23 protein-coding genes are annotated in these 21,263 nt (G+C 70.1%); 6 read left to right on the top strand and 17 right to left on the bottom strand.

All coding sequences use genetic code 11. The features are described from left to right. Positions 1–120 precede the first annotated feature (120 nt). The 4 genes from C1I95_RS14825 (at position 121) to C1I95_RS14815 (ending at position 2,448) form a co-directional block, all read left to right on the top strand. Complete coding sequence (locus C1I95_RS14825) at positions 121–1,305, top strand: helix-turn-helix domain-containing protein (protein WP_111214421.1); 1,185 nt, start codon at positions 121–123, stop codon at positions 1,303–1,305. A 200-nt stretch (positions 1,306–1,505) separates the two neighbouring features. Continuing rightward, entirely contained in the window at positions 1,506–1,676 is a 171-nt protein-coding gene (locus C1I95_RS35245) for a hypothetical protein (protein WP_158566402.1), read from the top strand. After that, positions 1,673–1,951, top strand: a complete 279-nt coding sequence (locus tag C1I95_RS14820) for a hypothetical protein (RefSeq protein ID WP_111214412.1) — start codon at positions 1,673–1,675, stop codon at positions 1,949–1,951. The genes C1I95_RS35245 and C1I95_RS14820 overlap by 4 nt, the downstream gene beginning before the upstream one ends. Positions 1,952–2,088: 137 nt before the next feature. Beyond that, positions 2,089–2,448, top strand: coding sequence for a hypothetical protein (locus tag C1I95_RS14815; protein ID WP_146605724.1), 360 nt, complete (start codon positions 2,089–2,091; stop codon positions 2,446–2,448). Positions 2,449–2,960: 512 nt separating this feature from the next. Here the strand turns inward: C1I95_RS14815 and C1I95_RS14810 are convergent. Beyond that, positions 2,961–3,374 carry a hypothetical protein gene (locus tag C1I95_RS14810; RefSeq protein WP_111214410.1) on the bottom strand — a complete coding sequence of 138 codons (414 nt, stop codon included), beginning with the start codon at positions 3,372–3,374 and terminating at the stop codon, positions 2,961–2,963. Positions 3,375–3,467: 93 nt separating this feature from the next. On the opposite strand from C1I95_RS14810, the gene C1I95_RS14805 reads away from it, so the two are divergent. After that, positions 3,468–3,749, top strand: a complete 282-nt coding sequence (locus C1I95_RS14805; protein ID WP_111214409.1) for a hypothetical protein — start codon at positions 3,468–3,470, stop codon at positions 3,747–3,749. Here the strand turns inward: C1I95_RS14805 and C1I95_RS14800 are convergent. The 15 genes from C1I95_RS14800 to C1I95_RS35240 all read right to left on the bottom strand — a co-directional run bounded on the left by C1I95_RS14800 (position 3,746) and on the right by C1I95_RS35240 (position 17,659). Then, the gene (locus C1I95_RS14800) at positions 3,746–4,234 is read right to left on the bottom strand and encodes a hypothetical protein (protein ID WP_111214408.1); all 489 of its coding nucleotides are present in this window, start codon (positions 4,232–4,234) and stop codon (positions 3,746–3,748) included. The genes C1I95_RS14805 and C1I95_RS14800 overlap by 4 nt on opposite strands. Before the next feature lie 109 nt (positions 4,235–4,343). Beyond that, positions 4,344–4,619: a hypothetical protein gene (locus C1I95_RS14795; RefSeq protein WP_111214407.1), complete on the bottom strand. Its 276-nt coding sequence runs from the start codon at positions 4,617–4,619 to the stop codon at positions 4,344–4,346. Positions 4,620–4,664: 45 nt separating this feature from the next. Beyond that, a complete protein-coding gene (locus tag C1I95_RS14790) occupies positions 4,665–5,597 on the bottom strand; it encodes a hypothetical protein (RefSeq protein ID WP_111214406.1) in 933 nt (310 codons plus the stop codon). 22 nt (positions 5,598–5,619) lie between these two features. Next, the gene (locus C1I95_RS14785) at positions 5,620–7,734 is read right to left on the bottom strand and encodes a hypothetical protein (protein ID WP_111214405.1); all 2,115 of its coding nucleotides are present in this window, start codon (positions 7,732–7,734) and stop codon (positions 5,620–5,622) included. Positions 7,735–7,789: 55 nt separating this feature from the next. Continuing rightward, positions 7,790–8,020, bottom strand: coding sequence for a hypothetical protein (locus C1I95_RS14780; RefSeq protein WP_146605722.1), 231 nt, complete (start codon positions 8,018–8,020; stop codon positions 7,790–7,792). Positions 8,021–8,050: 30 nt separating this feature from the next. After that, positions 8,051–9,175 (bottom strand): hypothetical protein, encoded by a 1,125-nt coding sequence (locus tag C1I95_RS14775; protein WP_146605721.1) that lies wholly within the window; start codon positions 9,173–9,175, stop codon positions 8,051–8,053. 264 nt (positions 9,176–9,439) lie between these two features. Beyond that, a complete protein-coding gene (locus C1I95_RS14770) occupies positions 9,440–9,817 on the bottom strand; it encodes a hypothetical protein (RefSeq protein ID WP_111214402.1) in 378 nt (125 codons plus the stop codon). Next, on the bottom strand, positions 9,817–13,779 hold the full coding sequence (locus C1I95_RS14765; RefSeq protein WP_146605720.1) for a hypothetical protein: 3,963 nt from the start codon (positions 13,777–13,779) through the stop codon (positions 9,817–9,819). The genes C1I95_RS14770 and C1I95_RS14765 overlap by 1 nt, the downstream gene beginning before the upstream one ends. Positions 13,780–13,985: 206 nt before the next feature. Further along, positions 13,986–14,471: a hypothetical protein gene (locus C1I95_RS14760; protein ID WP_111214400.1), complete on the bottom strand. Its 486-nt coding sequence runs from the start codon at positions 14,469–14,471 to the stop codon at positions 13,986–13,988. Beyond that, on the bottom strand, positions 14,464–15,045 hold the full coding sequence (locus tag C1I95_RS14755; RefSeq protein ID WP_111214399.1) for a phage tail tube protein: 582 nt from the start codon (positions 15,043–15,045) through the stop codon (positions 14,464–14,466). The genes C1I95_RS14760 and C1I95_RS14755 overlap by 8 nt, the downstream gene beginning before the upstream one ends. A 72-nt stretch (positions 15,046–15,117) precedes the next feature. Then, entirely contained in the window at positions 15,118–15,540 is a 423-nt protein-coding gene (locus C1I95_RS14750; RefSeq protein ID WP_111214398.1) for a hypothetical protein, read from the bottom strand. A gap of 22 nt (positions 15,541–15,562) precedes the next feature. Continuing rightward, complete coding sequence (locus C1I95_RS14745; RefSeq protein WP_111214397.1) at positions 15,563–15,997, bottom strand: hypothetical protein; 435 nt, start codon at positions 15,995–15,997, stop codon at positions 15,563–15,565. Between the two features lie 6 nt (positions 15,998–16,003). Continuing rightward, the gene (locus tag C1I95_RS14740) at positions 16,004–16,498 is read right to left on the bottom strand and encodes a hypothetical protein (protein WP_111214396.1); all 495 of its coding nucleotides are present in this window, start codon (positions 16,496–16,498) and stop codon (positions 16,004–16,006) included. Between the two features lie 2 nt (positions 16,499–16,500). After that, a complete protein-coding gene (locus tag C1I95_RS14735; RefSeq protein WP_111214395.1) occupies positions 16,501–16,818 on the bottom strand; it encodes a hypothetical protein in 318 nt (105 codons plus the stop codon). A gap of 31 nt (positions 16,819–16,849) precedes the next feature. Continuing rightward, positions 16,850–17,659, bottom strand: a complete 810-nt coding sequence (locus C1I95_RS35240; protein ID WP_158566401.1) for a hypothetical protein — start codon at positions 17,657–17,659, stop codon at positions 16,850–16,852. Here C1I95_RS35240 and C1I95_RS14725 point away from each other — a divergent pair. Then, entirely contained in the window at positions 17,628–18,755 is a 1,128-nt protein-coding gene (locus tag C1I95_RS14725) for an O-antigen ligase family protein (protein ID WP_158566400.1), read from the top strand. The genes C1I95_RS35240 and C1I95_RS14725 overlap by 32 nt on opposite strands. On the opposite strand, the gene C1I95_RS14720 is transcribed toward C1I95_RS14725, so the two are convergent. Continuing rightward, positions 18,643–21,165, bottom strand: a complete 2,523-nt coding sequence (locus C1I95_RS14720) for a right-handed parallel beta-helix repeat-containing protein (protein ID WP_146605718.1) — start codon at positions 21,163–21,165, stop codon at positions 18,643–18,645. The two genes, C1I95_RS14725 and C1I95_RS14720, sit on opposite strands and share 113 nt — an antisense overlap. Positions 21,166–21,263: the final 98 nt, after the last annotated feature.

Below are 21,263 nucleotides of genomic sequence, written 5' to 3'. Positions count from 1 at the left end.
CCCACGCCCCTCCACTCATCGTGGCGACACCATCACACTACCGGCAGCCGCCCCGAGGAGTACCGTCGGCACTGGACGGAACCTCATGCAGGGAGGCCAGCCGTGGACGACATCGACCCGATGCCGCCGAACAAGCGGATCAAGTACTACCGCACCCGACGCAGGCTCACCCAAGTGGCTGCCGCGCAGCTCGTCGGCAAGTCGCTCGGGGCGTGGAGGAAATGGGAGCGCGGCGAGCGGTCCCCGTCGACGCTGGCGGACTGGCTGGAGATCGCCCGCGTCCTCGGCGTCCGAGACCTGTCTGCTCTCACGGGCCTGCCGCTCGGGGTACTGCCCGACGACCCGGCCGAGCACGAATCCGTCGCCCCGCTACGGGCCGCGATGACCGCCTACCGTCCGGCTGTCGACCAGCCCCCCGGCGTCGCCGAGCTGGTCGCGTCCGTGCGCCTCGCCTGGACGACCTGGCATCAGTCCCGCCAGCGATACACCTTCACTGGGCCCGTGCTGCCCGGCCTCGTCCATTCCGCTCGCGCCGCCGTGGCCGCCTACGACGGGACGGCACGGCGTGACGCACAGAGGGCCGCCTCCGACCTGTACCTGCTGATCCGCGCCTACTGCAAAAAGGTCGGCGCGCACGATCTGGCGGCAGTCGCCGCCGACCGGGCGATGACGGCCGCGTACGAAGCCGACGACCCCGCCTACCTGGCTGCGAGCGCATGGAACCTCGGACAGGTGCTCTCCAGCCGCGGGCACGCCGAAGAGTCCGTGGAGGTGTGCCGGGAGGCCATCGCCGACCTGGAACGGGCAGCCGGCGTAGATCCGGTGCAACTGTCGGCGCTCGGTGGCCTGCATCTGCTCGCCGCCGTCCAGTACGCCCGGCTGCGGGACGAGCGGGGTGCGTTGCATGCTCTCGACCGTGCCGACGAGCTGGCCACCCGCACCGGAGAGACGCAACATAGGTTCATCTTCTTTGGGTCGGTGAACGTGGGCATCCACCGGGCGGCCGTGGCGCTGGAGCTGTCCCGGCCCGGGGAGGCGCTGCGCATCGGCGAGCAGGTCGACGCCGGCCTGTCCCCGAGCATCGAGCGCCGCCACTCCCACCTCCTCCACATGGCACGCGCGTACGTCACCAAGCGGCAAGACTTCGCCGGAATCCACATGCTGCTGCGCGCCGACAGCGAGTCGCCGGAGGACTCCGGGCTCAACCTGCTGATGCGCGGCACCGTCCGGGAGTTGTTGGCGCGGGAGACACCAACGACCCGGGCGGATGTGCGCCGGCTCGCCGAGCGGGTCGGCATCGTCTGACCGAACTACCCCGCTGTGGGGTAGTCGCCCGCAGCGGGGTGCACCGTGTGTGACCGCCGCCCTACGGTCTGATGCAAGCCGCCCGGCGCAGTCCCCCTGAGCCGGCCGGCCCGGCGGCGGCGGTGCAAATCTTCGTATCCAAGCGATGTGTGCGAACACCGCCGCCGCCCCCCGACCTCACCTGTGGGAGGTGCCCGGTGGTGCGATGGCGCGGACGGTCCGAGCCCGACCCTGCCCCTGAGCCGCGCACCACCGGGCAACAGAGGGAGGACGCGGAACGCGCGGCGGCCCGGCAACGCCTGCTCGACCTGGCCGCCAAGCGGCGCGCCGACATCGACACCGACAACCAGCCCGAGAGTGGGCAGCGGTGACGGGCGGCCGGACCACCGCCCGGCAGGCCGACCTCGACGTGCCGCCCGGCACGCGGCTGTTTCTGCTGGCCGGCGAGTGGCGTCCCGAACCCGGCAAGCCGGCCAGCCGCGACACGCTCGTGTCCGTGGTGGCCGTCCGCCAGCCCTCGCGCGGCTTGGTGCTCATCCACGGGCACGCCTGCAACCCCCACAACCCCGACTGCGGCCGGCATCACTGCTGGGAGGCGCACGTCGTCGTCGCGGCAATCACGGCGAACCTGGTCGGTGCCCGGTGACGGCCGGGCGGACGCAGCAGACAGCGGGCATCCCCACCGTAGGCGGCACCTCGCACACCCCGGCACGCCCGTCGTGGGACTGCGTGGCCTGCGACACCCCATGGCCGTGCCAGCCCCTCCAGGCGCACCTCGTCAGGGTGTACCGGCTCGACGTGCCCGGCCTGTCCCAGCTCATGGCCGGGCACTACTACGACGCTGTCGCCGAACTGCCCGACGTGGTGCCCACCGAGCTGCACGCACGCATCGTCGGCTGGGTTCGCCAATCGCAGCCCATCAAGGACGGCATTTGCGGTGGCTGCTGGCCGTCGATCCTGCCCGGCATCCCGCACGACTGCGGAGGGCTAGGCATTCCGTCCGATGAGGTGCGCTGGCGGTGCGTGTGCGCGCAGCCGGAGTGCATGGCGCGGCAAGGCCGAGGGGTGCCGACCGGCAGCGCGCCGGCAGTGGTACGCCGCCGGCCGCGTGCCCATCCGGACCGGTTGGCAGCCCGCGGGTGATCGGGGTATCCCACGACGTGCGGTCGAGGCTGATTCTCGCGGCGCGGGCGATCATCGCGGACCACTCGCCGGACCCGTGCCCGATCTGCCGGGTCGCCGGATGCCAGGCGCGGGGGACCGCCGATGCGTACCTGGCGATGGTGGGGGAGACGGTTCGGCGACAACAGCCCGGACACGACGAAACTCCCCGCCCACCCGCGAGGGGTGGACGGGGAGTCCGACTGCACGCTGCCCGGCAGTAGGGCACCGATCCCGCCGTCGGCACGGCTGGCGCGGGCTGCGTAGTGGCCCTGATGCGCCGAGGCCCACACCTACGCCGGGGCCCTGCGTGATCATTTGGGAGCTGGCGCGGATGGCCCTTCGCTTCCCGGTGTCGTCACACCGACGCCCTCGGCATCGCACCCGCACTGACCAGCATAGACGCCGAAAACGCCCCGCCCTCCCGGACAGACCGGAGAGGGCGGGGCGTTTCGTGAACCGAGATCGGGTTCTTGGCGTGAGGCGGTTGCAGCCTATCGCGGCAGGTCGGTCCGGCGGATGTCTCCGGCGACCAGCACGCCGTTGATGGTGCGCGGGTCGGCGGCTGGCGTTGACTGCGGCCGGATCACCAGCACGGTCATCAGCGCCACCGAGGCGGCGGCCAGCGTACCGACCTGCTGCTGTGTGAGCGCGTACCCGAACGCTCCGGCCAGTGTCGCGCCGGTGGTGATCGCGCCGACGAACAGGGTCGGGGCGACCGGTCGAACCTTGATGGCGGTCCAGATCGCGGCGGCGGCGGTCAGCGCGGCGACGATCGCGCCGGCCTGTTCGCCGGTGAGCGCTGCGGGCATGAATCCGATGAGCGTGGCGAGCAGGGCCGCCACCGCGTTGATGATCACTGCGGGCTCGCGGCCGAAGATCGGCCGGGTGATGTCCACGTCAGTCATTGCCCCTCCTTGGAGGTGGTCAGTTGAAGGAGTCGGCCCGCTCGTTGAAGTCGGGGCCCCGATCGTTGGGGAAGCCGCGGCTACGATCGCGCCATGCCCGGCCAGCCGCAGCTCCGCGAATCGTCATGGCTGTACATGCCGGGCGACGACATCCCGTACGCGCTGATCCGGGTCGAGCAGCGGATGGACGACTCCGGGATCTGGGACGTGCTGGTCAACCACCCCGCGTCGGCACCCACCACCCGCGCCGAACGCACCGACGGCGAAGCCGCGTACGCGGAGGCGGTCCGCCAGCGCGACACCATCGCCGGGCTGTACCGCGACCAGCACGGCGTCACCGGGCAGTGGCGGATCCGGCGTCCGGAGGCGTACTAGCAGGACTCGGACGGCGGCGGAGGTATCGGGTTCGCGACCCGTCGCTGCTCGTTGGCGGCCCGCTGCTCGTTGTTGGCCTGCCGGGCAGCCGCAGCCGTCGCCCGCACCTCCGCCACCTCGGCCCGCACCCGCAGCAGGTCCGCGAACGTCGCCTCGGTCCGCTCCCGATCCTGCGCGGCCATCGCCTGCAACACGGCGTCGAGGGCATCGTCGGCGCGGGCGCCAGCGTCCCGCTCCTGCTCGGTGATCCGCCGATCGGCCTCATCGACGGCCCGGTCTTCGGATGCGGCCTTCGCCCGCGCGGCCGTCGACACCGCCGAGGCGTCCGCGTACCCGGCCAAGCAGCTCGAAACCCGGGCGTACCCGAAGACGAGCGCGCCGATGAGCAGGGCGTACACGACCATGCCGGCGGTGATGGCCCGCACCGACCCGGGCGTGCCGAGCCACGACCAGATGCGTCGCGGCGTGATCGTCGGAATGCTCACCGGGGCTCCTCCCTGCGGGTCGTTTGGTCGTATGCGCGGCGGACCAGCCGGCCCGCGATCCAGTACGCGACGGCGCTGGTGGCCGCCAAGGCGAGGTACAGGCCGACAGTCATCGGGTGGGCTCCGGGCTGGGCGGCGGGGTGGGCGCGACGGGTGTCGGAGGACCGGCCCCGGGGCGTGTCCACGGCGTGTAGAGGGCCGAGTAGGGGGCGAGGGGGATGCCCCAAAACCAGAACGGCGGCAGCGATTCCAGCACCTGCGCGCCGGAGCGGAACAGCTGCACGACGGCAGCGGCGGCATACACAGTCCACACGACCAGGATCAGCGCCATGGTGATGTCTCGGACGCGCTCGGCACGGGTCGGCGCCTGCTGCTGCTCGGCCACTACTACGTCCCTCCCCAGGGTTCGAGATGTTGCGGCGGGGCTGTGCTAGCCGGCGAGCCGGCGGGCCAGCTCGGTTGCCACCTGCTCGGCCACCGTGGAAGGGATGGCGGCGGCGATGGCCTCGGCGTCGAGCCCGGCGAGGACCCCGCTGACGATGACGGCCGGGTCGAAGAGTCGTTGCTTGGCCAGCGCGGTCAGGGCGGTCTGTACGGCGGTGAGCTGCGCGCCGAGGCTGGTCAGCGTCGGGTGCGACACCGGCTTGGCATCGGGCCGGTGGTCCTTGCCCTCGGCCAACCGCAGGTAGGCCATCCCGACCGCCTCGCGGCCGTCGAGACGCGACAGCATGGTGTGGATCTCTCGGAGCTGCTTGGTCTCATCGGGCGTCATGTCGGGCTCCTTCGGCGGGGCGGGTGCGGGCTTGGGGGTGACGGCGGGCGCTGCCGGCTTGATCAGGCCGACGGTGGTCAGGTAGCGGCGGAACAGCGGGGTCTGGTCGCGGTTCGCCTTGATGGAGTCGCGGAAGAAACTGAAGTGGGTGTGCCAGCGGTGCGACACGTCGCCGGTCGACCGTCGGCCGAGCCGATCCCAGCGGCGTACTGTCCGCCCGTCCGGGCTGTAGATGATCTCCCGGATGTCGCGGGTGTCCGGGGCGTTCGCCACGCACTGCGCCACACACCACGTCGAGAACGTCTGCAACGTGTGGGTCTTGCCGGCGGCACTGACCTCGAACATGCCCACGTCGAGGGCGGCGGCGTCGAGGGTCAGGCCGTCGCGGTCCCGGGGCGACTCGACCACGGAGTAGTCGTTCGAGACGACCCGGTCGGATCCGCAGTGGTAGCCACCACGGTGGTTGGCATCACCGACGATGCCGACCTCGCCGGGTTCGAGGTCCGCATCACGGACCCGGTTCGGGTCGCGGTCGAGATGGTCGAGCAGCAGGCGCCGGACGGCGAGCAGGTTTGCGGGTGCGCGGGTCAACGGACACCTCCAAAGCTATCGATCACGCAGACCAGGGCCCTTGCGTGGATGTGCCGTTCGCGCCGACGGCGACCGCGCTGTACTCGTACGGCTGGCCGCTGCGCGCACTCCAGTCGTCCCACACCCCATCGGCCGGCACCCCGGTGGCGATCGTGACCGCGCTGTCGGCGTCACCGGCACGCCGCCGCCGCACACTCACCGACGTCACCGCGGGCTGCGGCCCGGCCGGGGCGGGCATGGTCACCGCGACCCGGATCACCCCCTGGCGGGGCAGCGGTGCCGCCGCGACAGTCGGGGCGGGCGGCGGCACATACTCGACGGCGATCGCGCGGCTGGCCTGACTCGACTGCATGCCCCGGTTGCTGCGCGTCCACAACCAGATGGAGTAGGGCGCGTTGTTCGCCAGCTCGTAGCCGATCGTCCGGCTGGTGTCGGTGCCGGCGATCCAGCCGGAGTCCCACACATGCTGCCCGCCGCCGTCGAGCAGCACCAGCCTGTATGCGGTCTGCTCGTCCACCGTCCACTCGACGGTGACGGTGGATGCGGTGACCGTGTAGCCGTTGGTGGGCGGCTGGGTGATCGTCGGGTTGACCTTGGCGGCGGGCAGCACGGACAGCGCCGACGAATAGGGCGACGGGGTGTCGCTGCTGTCCCACACCTTGACCCGGTAGTTGTGCGCCGGATCAGTACCCCCGCCGCCGCCGACCCACTGGCCGGAGGTGAGTGTGCGGAACGCCGACGAGCCGGCGTTCTTCTGCTCTGCGGCCTGCCAGCTGCTGTCGGACGACCGAAAGTATTGGATCGTGCCGGTGCCGATCTGCCGGGACAGGGCCCACGCCGACTGGGTGTCGTCGGGGTCCGGGTCGGAGAATTGCCAGTCGAGGCGCATTGACGCGGCTACGTCCATGGCCGCCCCGTTGGCCGGCGGGGTTTGGGCGGTGACGCCGTACCGCCACGTCGGCGCGGCCGGGGCGTACGACAACGACAGGTGTGTGGAAACGAGCGTGTTCGGGCTGCCGGTGTGGGCGGTGACGATGTCGTACTTCGCCGAGCCGTGCGACTCGCGCCGCACCGAGTAGTTGGAGCCGCCGATGACGGCGGTGGCGACCGCGACCGTCCATGACGTCCAGGTGTTGGTGGCCCGCACATAGTCGATGTAGTGGACGACGCTAGTCGATGTGCCGACGGCGAAGACCCGCACGTCCTTCGTGATGCTGTTGTAGGAATGGGTGCAGGTGCGGACCACGCCCGCCGGATGGGCCGGCGACGTGCGCTGCGCCGTGCTGGAGTTGGCCTGGTTCCGTTCGATCAGCAGCACCGTGTCCGTCGCGGCCGGGTTGGGGATCGACATCACGAACCGTGCGCCGTCCCAGCGGCCGGCGAACGCGTTCTGCGCGCCCAGTCCGGACGCCAGCAGCAGCGTCCCCGACGGGCCCGCCCACGTCGTTCCGTTCCAGGCGAGCTTGACCGCCCGCAGGTCGGTGCGGCCGAAGCTGACCCACAGGTGCGGGACGCTCGCGACCTTGGCGTCACCCCAGTGCTCGATGTCCAGCTGTGGGGTGTTGCGGCCGGTCGTGCCGGACGGATACAGCCATTGCTTGGTGCCGGTGATCAGCCCGTTGTTGAGCGTCAACGCCGTCTCGGTCGCGTTGGCGCCGTACAGGGTGACGCCGTTGGAGCCGGCGACGCGGGTGCCGGCGGCGACGACGATCCGCGACCCGCCAGCCACGCCGATCGCCATGATGTCGAGGCCGTTGTGGTAGGAGCCGGGGGTGCCGCCGTGGGCCGGCTCGGCCACCTTCAACGGGTTACTGAAGGTGAAGCTGCTGCTCCGCAGGGTGGCGCGGATGATGTTGATGCGGTCCCGGCTGTTCTCGTTGGTGCGGAACGCCAGCCACATGTCGCCGCTGTAGGTGATGTGCAGGCCGGAGATTTCCTGGATGGTGACGCCGAAGTTCCAGCCTCCCGCGTACACCCAGGACGTGCCGCCGTTGGAGCTGCGGTAGTACAGGACGCTGTTCGTCGCGTTGCTGAGCAGCGTGAACCACAGAATGCCCTGCTCCGACCGGGCGATGCGGGCGATCGGCGGAGCCGCCTGGAGCGGGTTGGCTAGCGTCGACGTTTCGATGGCGCCCACGGTCGGCCTCCTCTCAGGTCGGGTGCGGGTGCGGGTGCGGGTGCGCGACCATGCGTCACGGTGGAGGGCCGAACGCGCCGACGACCACCCATTCGGAGCCGTACCGGGTCAGCGCTACGCGGCTGCCGGCCTGCACCGAGGCGTGGGCGAGCACCTTGACGGGCACCGCCAGCGCGCTGCCGTCAAATGTGACCGTGGCCCGGGACGCCGACAGGCTGGCCTGCACTGTGCCGACTGCGGTCTGTCGGTCACGGGCCGCGCGGATACGGGCGTCAATCAGCCTCAACAAGTCGATCCCGAACACGGGGCACACCCCCTACAGCGTCGACCACTCGTGCGTCATATCCCCACCGTCGAGGGGCAGCGTCCAGTTGGTCGCCATCACGTCGGCGTACGGGCCCACCGCCGGCTCGTCCACCACCAGCCGGTCGAAGTGCCAGTGCAGCGGATTCGGGCTGGTGGCCATCCGCAGGGTCGTGGGGATCCGCATGTCGGCGTCGATCGTCACCTGCGCCAGTGCTTCGAGCGCCTGCTGGTCGGCCGCATCCACATAGCTGACCTTGGTGAGGACCCGGCCCCGCGCCTCGACGCTGGTGTCGCCGAGGCCGTTGTTGGTCCAGGTGTAGATGCCGGCACCCTCGATCGGCGGGGGTCCGTCGACATCGTTTTGCCGCACGAACACCCACCGGTTCGGGGCTTCCCACAGGTCCCGTTCGAGGTCCCGCGTCGGGTTCATCATCGATGTCGCGCGCCCGTCGTCGTACAGCCACTCGGGTGCCCGCTCGCTCGGCCGCTGGTACGGCTGGCAGCGCAGCTGCCCGTCCCAGTCCGACCAGATGCCTTGGTAGCCGATCGCGGCCAGCAGCTCGTTGACGACGGTGAGCCAGCGGGTGCTGTCGTCCAGTGGCCACACCTTCGCGCTCGGCAGCACCGCATCCGCCCTGGTCTGGTCGATCACATAGCGGGTGTAGCCCTGCGCCTGGAGGATCGCCTCCACCTCGGCCAGGTAGGAGACGCCGGCGTCGACTGCGTACGCCTCGCCGGTGGGGGAGTGCAGGCCGTGGAGGATGTCGTAGCCGGCGACATCCCAGGTGGGCGGGGACTCGCCGGTCTTGTGGACCGGAGCCGACGTGTAGAAAGCGCCCAGCCGGAACCGGGCGCTGTCGGTGCCGTCGCTGATCGTCATGTACGGCCGGACGAGCGCCGACGGCCAGGTGAGCGCCCGGGACAGGGACAGCTGGCAGGTGCCGTGCAGGGTGGCGTAGCTGTTGCGGGAAACCGATCCGCCGGCCAGGTCGGTCGAGATGTCCTCGATCACCTGCAAGTCGGTGGTGATCAGCTCCAGGCCCTTGCCGATGGTGACGGCGGGCGCGTCACGCAGCAGGCGGACGACCGTGTCCGGGTCGAGGCCGTCGCGGGGGGCGGCGGTGATCGGCTGCACCCTGGCCTCCCTCCGCGTGCTGGTCGCGTAGGTGGGCGTGAAACGCGACACCGCCGACGACGGGCGTCGAGCAGTAGTGGCAGACGATCCAACAGCCGTCCGGGTCGCAGCGCTCGCAGCCCTGCACGACGCCGAGCCGCTGCAACCCGGACGGCAGCATCGCCCAGATCGCGGCCTCCCAGCCGGCCGACGACATGCAGCCGTCACACCAGCGGGCATGTTCGTCCCCGCCGACCGCGACGGCCCTCGCCAGCTCGTAACGGGTCACGGCTGGCCCTCGGTCCAGGTGACCTCTTGGAGGGTGGTCGTCACGTCGTACAGGTCGATCTCCGTCTTCCACTCGTGGACGTCGAGGTCGAAGAGCACGCCGACGGCCCGCTGCCCCCGGTAGTCGCGCCACATCACCTCCTGGCCTAGCCACCTGCGCAGGGTCTCCACCTGCGCCGTGGTGACCCGGCGCAGCGTGAACGGGCGGGTTTCGGTGTGGCCCTGCTGGGTGATGGCGCGGCGCCGGCCGCCGCCGTACGTGCGGGTTTCCCCCTGCACGGCGACGGTCCGGCCACGCTCGGCGGAGAACGCGGAGATCGCCTCGCCGTCCGCCATGAGATTGATCCACACCCGGTCGAGGATGAGCACTGCCATTAGCCGAGCGCCCTTCCCCTGTGCAGGGCGGTCGACGCCGCGCCGTTGATCTCCACGCCGACCTCGGCACCGACCCGGCGTACCGCGTCCCGCAGCTCGCGCAGGTCCTTGCGGATGCCGGCCAACAGGGCGGCCACCGTGTCCATGCTGGAACCGGTGGAGACGTGCTCGGTGCGCCCGGACAGGTTGACGCCGACGGTGCCGGACGGCCAGTCCCCGCCCCGGTCGAACAGCCTCGCCCCCATGGCGGGGACGATGCCGCCCAGCCGTGCAGACCAGTGGTTGTGCGCGTTGCCGCCCGCGAAGTTGTGCTGGCGCCAGACGGCGCCCGTGTACCGGTGGGGCTTGCCGCGCAGAAGGTTGAACTCCGGGTACGGAGTAATCAACTCCTTGGTGATGTGCCTGAATGTCTCGAAGATGTGCTTCGCGACAGCGCGGATCGGCGGCACGTCGACCGCCCGATCGTATGCGTGGTACGAACGGCTGCCGGACAGGGTGGTCGACCCGGGCCGGTATCCGGACCACAGCGGCAGGGCCGGGAACACGGCGCGGAGCATCCGCATCATGCCTGCCGAGCCGCCGAGCGGCGACGTGCCGGTGAGGTTGCTGCCGCCGTCCTCGCCGCGCCCGAACACCGACTTGACCTTGTCGATGGCCCAGCCGACCGCCTTGCTCGGCAGTCCGATCGCCAGCTTCCCGAGCGTGGTGTCCTTGCCCGGCACCAGATCGATGACCTTGCTCACCACCGAGCGGAGCACGCCGGCCGGGTCGGTGAGCAGGCCCTTGGCACCGGAGATGACGTCGGTGGCCTTCTTCGTGGCGTCCTTGGCCTGGCGGCCCAGCCAGTCGATGACCCCGCCGCCCGCGTACGCGCCGCCCAGGAACCGCTGCACCCCGCCCACACCACCGGCGCGGGCAGCGGCGTTGATGCCGTCGACCCAACCCCGGCCCAGGGCGCGGGTGCCCTCGGGGCGGATGATGGCTTCGCCGCCGGACAGGTCGATCGCCCCGCCGGTGGGCGAGACGAACCGGTGCACGTCGCGGCCGGGTGACCAGCCCGGCAGCACGCCGCCGCGGGCGAAGCCCTTCGGTAGCTTGACTCGATCAACTTTGGAGACGCCGAAAACGGTCGCCAGTTTGTTGAAATTGTCGATGATCGCTTCGTTCACGATCGTGTTCACGACGAAGCGGACGGGGATTTTCGCTACGTCCTTGATCTTTTCCCAGGCTTTTCCGATTGCCTCGACGCCGGACTTGAACGCCGGAACGACGTGCTCTTTGAGGAAACCGCCAAACGCGGTAAAGATGATCTTGATGTTTTTCCAAACGGGGTCGATCACGTTTTTCCACAGCCATGTGAAAATCGGTCCGAGGACAGTCTTCACGTAAATGTGGATCAGCCCGAAAATGACCTTGATGATCGCCCAGGCGACACTGATCCCGATCTGAATTCCGGTCCAGGCCGGCTTCACGACCCGCTGCCAAAGCCAGGTGAACCACGGGCCGACCACGTTGGAGATCCACCACTTGAGGCCAGAAAAGATCGGCTTGATGACCTTGTCCCAGGCGAACGACGCTGCCGCCTGGATCCCCGACCAGGCTTTCTGCACGATCGCCCGAAATGTCTCCGATTTCCGGTAGGCGACGACGAGTCCGACACCCAAGGCGACGAGAGCGGCCAAGATCCAAGTGAGGGGAAAGCCCCACAGCGAGGCGTTCAAAAGCCACTGCGCGCCAGCCCAAATCTTCGCCCCAACGGCGACGCCCTTCTGCGCCAATCCCCACGCCGTGGTGGCAATGGATGCGATCTTCGCGACGGCGTTGAAGGCCAAGACGGCGCCGGCGATCCCGCTGATCGCCATACCGACCTGGCCGAGCGTCCGAGGTGACAGGTCCGCGAGCCAGCGGATCCCGGCGACGATCCCGGCCAGCAGTCCGGCTCCTTCGGGAGCCAGCCCGGCCAGCAATTTCCCGAGGAGCCTCGACAGTTGCCCGATCAGGGCCAGCACGTCCGGGCCGGTGTCCCGCACGTATTGGACGAAGCCCTGGAAACTGTCGGAGTCGGACAGTCCTTGCGCCCACTCAGAAAAGGCGGCGGTCATGGCGACAAAACCGGTACCCATGTCCCGGTTGAGCGGAAGGAACGCCTGCAAAATGGCCATCAGTCCGGTGACGATGTTGCCAGTCGCGACGAACATTCCTTCGAGTGCCGGCCCGGCAACATCGCGGATCATGGCGAAGAACGACAGCCAGAAAGGCGACTGCAAAGCCTCCGACGCCCGCACCGCCAAATCACCCATCCGGGACGCGAGATCACCCACGAAGCGTGTGACTTGCGGCAGGTACGGCAGAAGGTTCGTGATGGCGGTTTGGACGCCCGGTAGCAGTCCCTCTTGGGCGGCGAAACGTAGCCGCTTGAATTCGTCCCGCAAGCCGTGGAGAAATCGGGCGAACCGCTGGCCGGCGGGCGAGAGGTTGTCCATCGCGTCGCGCAATTTTGCGAATGCGGCCACTCCGGCCGTGGCCGTTTCTGCGTTGGCTTTCGCGAGCGCACGCTGAGCGGATGCCACCTGCTGTTGGGCCTGCTGGAGCCGGTACGCGCCTTCCCGCTCCTCTTTGGCCCGCGCCTTCCGGGCGTCCGCCAGCGACCGTTCGGCTTCCTTGACCCGCTCGTTGGCGTCGGCGATGCGCTTGCGGGCGCGCTCCATCTCATCGGAGCCTTCGACGCCGGCCTTGACCGCCGCCTTCTGGTCGGCCTGTAGCTCGCGTTCGCGGCGTTGGAGGTCGCCGAGCTGGAGCACCTGGCGCTCGTAGGCGATGCGGGCCTGTTCGCGTTGGCCGTCGCTGGCCTGAGGATCGGCAATGATCTTGTCGAGGGCTAGCTTCGCCTCGGCGACATCAAGGTTGGCCTGCCGCTGGCTGAGAGCGTTCTCGGCGAGGGTCTGGTGCAGGTCATCCAGGCGGCGCCGCGACCGCTCCCGGGCCTCGTCCAGCTCCCGGACCACATCGCGGGCGTCACGCTGAGCCCGGGTCAGGGACCGTTCGGCGTCCTCGATTCGGCGTGCGGCAGCCGCCGCGGACTCCGCGTTCTGGACCTTGGTCCGTGCCAGGTTTTGCTCGGCTGAGCGCAGCGACTCGGCCGCCGACCGCACCGCCTCATGGGCGCGGGCCATCGCCTGCGACCGCTGGGCCGCCATCTCCTCCGACGCGCCCAGCTGCTTGACCGCCTCGGCAACACCCAAGATCGCGAGGACGCCAACACCCAACCCGGCAAAGAGCGCGATGGCGGCCGTACCCAACCCGACCAGGGCGGCCGTCGCCCCAGCCAGCACCGGCACCAGCGCCGGGATAAGCGCGATGATGCCCACGACCAGCGAGCGGACCCGGCCGTGTGCCGTCGAGATGCCTCGGCGGTCGAAGGCGTGCGCGAACCGGTCGCCGAAGCCCCCGCCGGCCTCGTCGCCTTCGCGGGCGAACCGGCCGCGCTCGTCGCGCAGCCGCTGCGTCACCGTGTCGCGGATCCGCTGGCTGGCTTCGGCCGCGAACCCGTCACCGAACCTCGACCCGGAGTCGTTGCCGGCGGCGGCGAAACGGCCACGGGCGTCCCGTAGCCGGGCGGATGCCTCCCGGGTGATGCCGTCGCCGATCGCCGCGCCGGCTTCTGTTCCGGCCGCCGCGAACCGGCCGCGCTCGTCGCGCATCCGTGCGGTGGCCTGCCGGACGATGTCCGCGCCGAGCGTGCGCCCGGCCTTGTCGCCGGCCCCGTCGGTGGCGGTTTCGGCCTGACGGCGCAGGCCGGCGAACAGGGTCTTGGCCCTGCCGGTCAGCGCCCTGTTGAACGAGTCGCTGAAAGCGCGACCCGCCTCACCGCCAGCCTGCTCTGCCTCGCGGACCACGTCGCGCCGGAAACCGGTCGTATTTGCCCTGACGCGAACGAACGCGGACGCAAGCGGCGTGGACACGGGGAACCACCCCCGCCCGGGTCACGCGGCGTGGATGGCCTGCCGTAGCCGCTGGTCGGCGGCCTCCCAGCCGTCAGGTGGGGCGGACAGCCACGCATCGAAGTCGTCCAGGGCGCGCTGGCGCTCTTTGCCGTCGCACATCGCGAGGGCCTGGACGAGATCGCGGCGCAGGTACGCGTAGGCGAGGTTGCACCACTGGCGCAGGCTCAGGCCGTCGAGCGGGCTTGCAGCAGATCGGTGATCGACACCAGTTCGCCCATGCCCTCCGGCACACGCCGCGCCGGCTCCGGTGAGGAGGAGTTCTCCTTCGAGGGCTCCGATGTGGTCTGCGGCCCAGCCGAGGAGTCGGCGGGCCGCCGGGTAGGGCGGGCGGACAGGATTTGGATGGTGTCCTGGACGACCTTGAGGAGGTCGTCTGCCTCGGCCTTCTTGTCGATCGCGTCCTGCTCGAACCGCTCCCACTCGGCCGGGTCGATGCAGTCCTTGATCAGCGAGTACATCGCGGACAAGCCCTCCATGTCGTCCGCGTTCGCGCCCTGCTTGGCGGTCATCGCGAACTTCATGAGCGGCATGAGGCCGACCTTCTCGGCGATGCGGTAGTGGTCGCCCATGAAGTCGACCTTGTCGCCGCCGCCGACGATCTCGACGCCCTCGACACGGGTCTGCAACTCGTGCACCGCACCCTCAGCCACGGGTGGCCCCCGCGAACAGGTGGTGGAACGGGTTCCCGTCTGCGGCGGGTTCCAGCTTCCACTCCGTGGGCAGGGACGCGTTGTCCGCACCCTTACGCCGAGACACCGCCAGCGAACCCGTCTGGAAGCACTGCTCGGCGGTCAGCCGCTCCGTCAGGTCCGTGGACTCCCAGCCGAGCATGGAGCGAACCTCTTCCCCCATCTTCGGCGGGGTGAAGTCCGAACGCAGGGTGGCGCCGGCACCGGAGGTGGCGATGTTGCCGCCGTTCATGACCCGCTTGAGGTTCTGCGCGTGCACCTGCATCAGGTCGAAGCTCATGCCGACGGCGCGGCCGGTGGTGACGGTGGCGATGGCGTCCAGGTACTCGGCGGCCTCCACCTCTTCCGTGTTCAGCTCGTACGAGAACTCGTGGCCTTCGCGGGTGACGCCGAGCAGGATCCACCCGACCGGCCAGGTGTCGGTGAAGATGCTGCCGGCGACCGTGGACGACGGGAGCGAGGTGCCGAGCGGCGCCCAGTACAGGAAGCCAGCACCAAAGCTGAGAGCGTTTTTGGGAACGACCGGGATCGGCATGGTGACGCGGTCCTCTCCCCGGCGCTGCGCCGGGCCAGTGGGATTGCGGAAGGAGGAGAAGGCGGTCCGGCGCTACGCCGGACGGAGGTAGAAGTCGGCGTCGACCAGCAGCCGCGGCCCCGCCTGGTCGGGCAGCCAGAGGGGGCCGGTGACGCTGTCGGGGTCGACCACCAGGCAGACGGCGGCGCCCATGGGTTGAGGGCGGCCGTCGCAGGTGAGCAGCGTGTCCGCGTAGGCGATCGCTGCGACGGTTGCGGCCTCTTTGGTGGGGCCGTAGATGGATGCGGAGATGCGCGCCCGGTGGTCGGGGTTCTCTACCCCGAGGGCGACGCCGCCGGGCAGCAGGGACAGCAGGGCGTAGCAGGCCGAGGCCGCGCCGCGCAGCTCGGTCAGGTGTGCACCCTTGGAGAGGGGGCGCCCGAGGCCGACCAGGCTGGCAGTGAGGGAGTTGATCCAGTCGGCGACGGCCCGTTCGGCGTCTACGTAGGTGCCCACCGGATCACCTCCGCCCGGGGGGTTATGCGCCGCGCAGCACGTTCAGTGACGGACGAATGAACGGCTGCGCCGTGGTGCCCGGATGCTGGACGGTCTTGCCGAACACCTGCCCTGTCTTGGCGTTGCGCAGCGGGTAGTCGCCGTGTGACGTGATCGTGTGCGGCCTCGTGCCCAGCTCCACGAAGATCGGGTACGGCTTGCCGTCCGGGGTGTGGGCGTCGGTCCCCACATCCACGTACAGGCCGAGTTCGTCGCGGTGCAGCTCCGACTGGATGCGTGACCGCATGTAGCCGGGCGGGCGGCCGTGAGAGCCGTCTTCCGACACCGGGCAGGTGCGGCGCTGCTCGGCCGCCACCAGCTCGCCCTTGCGGGCCATGTCCCGGCCGACCGGACCCGTCGGCGAGTGCAGGAGCCGTTCCTCTTCGGCGTGGTTCCAGATCACGCGGGTCTGCGCCATGGCGGTTTACACCTCCGGCAGGGGCGGCGGCCCGAACAGGTTGTCGTAGTCGGTGGCGGAGAGCTGGGCGATCGTGGACTCCTCGGCCGTCTCGCGGGGCATCCCGCGCCACACCGCGTACTCGACCCACTCGGGTTTGCGGGAGTCCCGGCCTGGCCGCACCACATGCAAGTCCTGCGGCGCGTCGGGCGCGGCATCCTCGGCCGGCTGCTGGGTGTCCGGCTCCGGCTCGACCTCCCGCGCGGCCAGCTCGTCGCGGCTCATCGCGTCGATCTGGTCCTGCGGCACGTCCTGGCCCAGCCAGTACGCCACCCAGTCGGCGCGGCTGGCGTCGGCGGGCGGGCGTTCGATCACGTCGGGGCGGGCCGGGACCACGTCCACGCCGACGACCAGGCCGAGGTTCTCGACGGCGGAGGCGGGCACGTCGTCGCCCGGGTTGTATGCACGAACCGAGTTGGCGAAGATCACCCGTGCGGCGATGTAGTCGACCTTCGGACGCATGATCAGACCCCCAGGATGTGGTAGGTGACCTCGGACGCGGTGCCGTTGATCGCCAGCGGGACACGGCCGTTCGCGTCGCCGTAGGCCGCGGGCACCCGGAAGGCGTAGACGCCCCCGGCTGCGACGGTGTGGACTCGCGACGACACGGCGAGCCCGTCGAACTGGGCGCCCACGGTCAGGGTCATGGTGTGTGCGCCGGCACCGGCGTTGCGGGCCACCACCACGGAGCCGGCGGGCAGGGTGTCGGCGTTGGTGGTGCCGGTGCGGGTGGTCAGCGCCGCGCCTAGGTTGCTGGGCGTCTCGGCAGGAAAGTCGGCCATCGGTGCTCGCTTTCAGGTTGGAGGAGGCCGGTCACAGGTAGCTGTCGCCCCACGGCACGGGCGCGGGAAACGACCACACGGGCAGCAGCCCGTCCGGCTGCTGGCCGCCCGCCGCATCGTTCGCGGCGATCAGCCGCTCAAGGTCGGCATCAGCGCGGGCATCCAGGGCGGCGGCGCGGGCCAGGTCCCCGTCGTCGCGCGGGTAGGCGCGGACGATCGCGGCGGCGGCACGCAGCGCGGCAACCGCCTGCGCCAGCGGCCACACCGACTCCACCAGCGGCCCGGTCGCCGCCAGCACCGCCGGCCATGCGGCGTCGATGAACTGCTGCGCCTGCCACCGGGCGGGTGTGGTCCGGTCGGTGAAGTTCTCCTGGTACTGCTGCGAGCCGGGCGTCACCGTATCGACGGTCATATACGGAACGTGGGCGGCGACCTGCATGGTGGTGGGCGCCCACGGCGGCGGATCGATGCTGAGGATCGGCTGCGGCGAATCCCCTGCCGGAATCGGCATCGGCCACCCCCGTTCTGGCCGTATCCCGACCGGTCGTCGGCAGGCAATGCCGATCCGGTTGAGGCAATTGACAGCCGCCCAGGTCAGGCGGCTGTCATCATCGGAGACCAACCCCTCGACACGTCCAACAAGATCGATGACGCGTAGCCCGAGCCGCCGGCTCGGGTGGTGGGGGGAGATGCGGGTGCACAGGACCCGAGATGTCCGGTCGTGGATCCAAGCGGTCGCGTTGACGCTGCTGCTCGTCGGGACACTGATCCCGGCGCGCGGAATACCGGTGGTGACGGTGACGGCCGCCGTGCTGGCACCGGTCCTGATCTGGGCGATCATCACCGGCCTGCCGGTCGTGCACCGGGCGGTCGTGTTCGCGGTGATCCTTGCCGCCCTCGTCGCGGCACCGGCTCTCCTGTGGCCACCCACCACCGACTACGGCACCACGAAGGTGACCGGCTTCTTCCTGTTCACCGTGCCGACCGCCGTGGCCGTCATGCTGATCCGCGGCCGGCGTGACCTCACCACCTGGGCGAAGGTGTGGGTGGTGGGCGGCTGCCTGCTGGCGATCCTTGCCCTGGCCGGCGGTGTCGACCCCCAAGGGCGGGCCACCGGCGGCGACGGTGCCAGCAACCCGATCTGGCTCGCTCGGGCGATCGGCTCCCCGGTGGTGGCGCTGCTGTGGCTGACGTACCGGCGGGCGGTGTCCCGCTGGCTGGCGTTGGTCGCTGCTGCTCTGCTCGGCGCCGGCCTGTGGGCCACCGGTTCCCGGGGCCCTGTGGTGGCGCTGGTGATCGCCGCCCTCGTTGTGATCACTTTGGCGTCGCCGCTGGCCCGGGTGGGCCGGGCTGCTCTCGTCGCCCTGGCCGCCACCGTCGGCCTCTACTTCACCGTCGTGTCCGAGTGGGTCCCTGCGGCGTCGAGGCTCGGCGCGGCCCTTTACGACCCGCGCGGCGAGATCGAGGCGTCACAGCGCATCGAGCTGGCCCAACCCACCATCGACCTGATCCGGGAACACCCGTTCGGGGTCGGGTTCGGCAACTGGCCCGAACACGTCACGATCCTGCTCTACCGGTATCCGCACAACCTGTTCCTGGAGGTGTTCGCCGAGGCCGGCTGGATACCCGGCGCGGTCCTTGTCGCCCTGCTGGTGTGGGTGGTGGTTCGGCTCTGGAGCAGCGCCCGGGTGGAGCCTGCGGCGGTGCTCGCCCTGGCGCTGCTCGCCTTCGAAACGATGTGCGTCAGCGTGTCTGGTGACCTGAACGCCCGCACCTTCTTCTTCGTCCTCGCCCTCGGCTACGCGGTGAGCTACTGGCCGGCGGCTACTTCAACGCGAGGTAGGACGGCTGAGTTGACGCCGTCATGGTCGGCAGAGTCGCCGGAAGTGCAGTCAGCTCGCTACCGGCGTTCGCCCACCGAAAGTTCGGCGCGGTAAGGCCCACGTTCGCAAACGTGGCCGTGGCAGCCGCGCCGCGCAGCTGCGGCGCGACGCTCCCGTTCCACAGGAGCGCCACGTACACGCTGGTGCCGAACGGCTGCGACGCGATGGGGACGGTCAGGGCGGACGACTTCTGGCCCCCCGAGGCGAGCGCCACCGACTGGTCCGCGGTCTGCCCCAGCAGGTCCCCGGCCGCCGAGTAGACGCCGATCCAGCACTGATCGGCGACGAGCCCCGTGCCGGCGGCGGTGACCACGAACTCCACCGAGTTGATTGGGCCGCCGCGTTCCAGCAGTACGCGGGCCAGGTGCAGCACCCCGGCCGTGGTGGCGCCCACCGAGATGTTGGCCCACATCGGGTCGATGCTGGCCCCTGCCAGGGCGTTGCCGGCGGGTCCGTTCCATACGGACTGGCGGGCGCCGAACTGCGACCACACGCCGGGTGTTCCGGCGGTGGTGCACACCCAGCCGACCGGGCCGCCGAGGCTGGGCGTGGTGTTCCAGACGACCGCGCCTCGCGGCCAGGTGCCCGACGATGGCGGGGCGGTGGCGGTGTACTCCAGCGGCGGGCCCTTGATTGTCCGGGTGGTGGGGAAGTTCAGCACCGGCCCGGTCGTGCCACCGAGGACGTTGTTGGACCACTCCTTGACGTCCTGCGCGTTGTCGAGGCGCGCCCCGTGGTCGGTGGCGCCGGTCAGGTCGTTGTTGCGCACCACGACGGTGCCCTGGTTGGGCGTGTTGAGGTACAGGCCGTAGCGCATCCGGCCGTTGGCGTCGCTGACCGTGTTGCCGTCGATCTTGACGTTGGAGCAGGCGCCGGTCACGAAGATGCCGAACTCGCCCGCAAGGATGTCATCCACCGCCGGGTCGGTGATCCGGTTGCCGACCACATCCACATCCGAAGTCGCCGTCAACAGGACGCCGTTCTGCTGGAGGCTGGAGAGCCGGTTGAGCCCGATCGTCAGGCCGACACAGTCGGTGGCGGACAACCCGTGCCGGGCGTTGTGGATCACGTTGGACGAGACGACGGCGCCGTGGACGCCGATCAGGTTGATGCCGTCCCCGCCCGCCCCGGCGGTCGAGATCGAGTTGCCGGTGACGGTGACCCGCCGCACCTGCCGGCCGCCGCTGATGGCCTTGGTGAGCAGGATTCCGTGGCTGCCCGAGGCGGTGATGACGTTGCCGGTGATCGTGACGTGGTCGATGTCGATGCCGTTGGTGGTGTTGGCCAACTGGACCTTGATGCCCTGCAACCCCGTGTCGCGGATGATGTTGTCGGCGATGACCAGATTGATGGTGGCGTCGAGGTAGATGCCGTGCTGCCCGGTCATGTCGTGCAAATAGTTGCCGATGATCCGCACGTCCGTGCAGTCGCCGGAGTTGACGCCCTGCGCGTAGTGGGAGATGTCGCAGCCGATGACCGCCCACGCCGACGAGTTTTGGTGCCCGACGACACCCATGCCGTAGTTGTGGTCGACCGGCTGGATGATTCCGGGACCGGGCCCTTGCAGCCGGCTGTTGACCACCCGCACGTCGGCGGCCGTCCCGCCGATGTTGACACCGACCCCGGCGAAGCTGCGGAAGTCGCAGCCGTCGATGAGCACGTTGCGGGAGGCGCCGGTGATGTTGACCGCCGACGCGGCGAAGACCGCCGACGACGGCACATAGTCGGTGCCCAGCCCCGTCGCCCGCACGTTCCGCAGCACCACGTCACTCGCGTTGGCGACAACGAACGTGTTGCTGAGGTTGGCGGTCTGGGTGACGCGGCCCCGCGACCCGTCGATGCGCGCCCCAGACGGGACCGTCACGCTTCCCGAGATGGTCAGGTGCGCGTCGATGATCGCCCAGCCGCCGGCCTCCGCGGCCGCGCTGATCGCCGTTTGCAGCAGCGTCCGGTCGTTGGATCCGTTCGGTGTGCCGAACTGGCTGACGAGGTAGCCGGTGGCCTGCAACCGCCGATCAGACATGTCGACCTTGCTGGTGTCGAGGTCAGTGATCTGCCCCGCGTGCTCGGCGAGCTGCCCAGCCTGCCCGTCAACTGTCTCGGTCAGGCCACTGATCCGGGAGTCGTAGCCGGCGTCAATGTCACGCAGCCCGTCGAGCTGCCATTTGTAGTCGGCGTCGACCGGGTTGACGACACCGTTGACGCGGATCCACAGACGGGTGGCGCCGTCCTCCGGCCCCCAGTAGTTGGGTTGCCGCCCCCACCCGTCGAGGGTCACCGAGCGGCGGCCGTGGGTGTCCAGCGGGATGAGGGGGCCCTTCGTTCCGGAGACGTCGTAGTACACCTCCGCAGGGGTGATGCAGTCCTCGTCGGCGTACAGGTAGCCCAACGCGCCAGCGGCTGGCTGGCCCTTCGGCAGCAGCACCAGGCGGGCGCCGGAGTCGGGAAACAGAAGGCTCGGCACAGCAGCACACCCCCTCAGAAGAACGCGATGACCTGGACGATGCCGGCCGCTCCGTCGCCGCCTTTGCCGGAGTTGAAGCCGTTGACGCTGGCCCCGCC

The sequence above is a fragment of the Micromonospora craterilacus genome (assembly GCF_003236315.1).
GTDB lineage: Bacteria > Actinomycetota > Actinomycetes > Mycobacteriales > Micromonosporaceae > Micromonospora > Micromonospora craterilacus.
The sequence above is the reverse complement of the archived record's forward strand: the minus strand, read 5'-3'. Positions and strand labels throughout refer to the sequence as shown.